Origin of the sequence: Winslowiella iniecta (genome assembly GCF_001267535.1) — a bacterium.
In the GTDB taxonomy this organism is placed as follows: Bacteria; Pseudomonadota; Gammaproteobacteria; order Enterobacterales; family Enterobacteriaceae; genus Erwinia; species Erwinia iniecta.
Genome location: NZ_JRXE01000072.1, coordinates 1 through 423 on the forward strand (window position 1 = coordinate 1; position 423 = coordinate 423).

At 50.8% G+C, this 423-nt stretch carries 1 tRNA gene and 1 rRNA gene; both read right to left on the reverse strand.

The annotated features are described in order from the left end of the window. Nucleotides 1–201 precede the first annotated feature (201 nt). Nucleotides 202–278 (reverse strand) — tRNA-Ile (locus NG42_RS21650). A 74-nt stretch (nt 279–352) separates the two neighbouring features. Then, nucleotides 353–423, reverse strand: a 16S ribosomal RNA gene (locus NG42_RS21655); the annotation flags it as partial.

Sequence of the window (423 nt, forward strand, 5' to 3'; positions counted from 1 at the left end):
CTGACCTCCTGCGTGCAAGGCAGGCGCTCTCCCAGCTGAGCTATAGCCCCATACAGTTACTGCAGAGACCATCTACTACCACTCACCAGGAGTCACATCTCTCTTTTGAAGAGATGTTAATTTTTATTCAGGCAAGGCGTGGATTCGCGAAGCATACACAGGTATGCGAGCCGGAGCCACAACGCAGCATGAATGAAAATTTGGTAGGCCTGAGTGGACTTGAACCACCGACCTCACCCTTATCAGGGGTGCGCTCTAACCACCTGAGCTACAAGCCTGTAGAGGTTTTTTCTGCTCGTTACTTTTTCATCAGACAATCTGTGTGGGCACTACGCGGGCATCTTCACATAGGTAAGGAGGTGATCCAACCGCAGGTTCCCCTACGGTTACCTTGTTACGACTTCACCCCAGTCATGAATCACA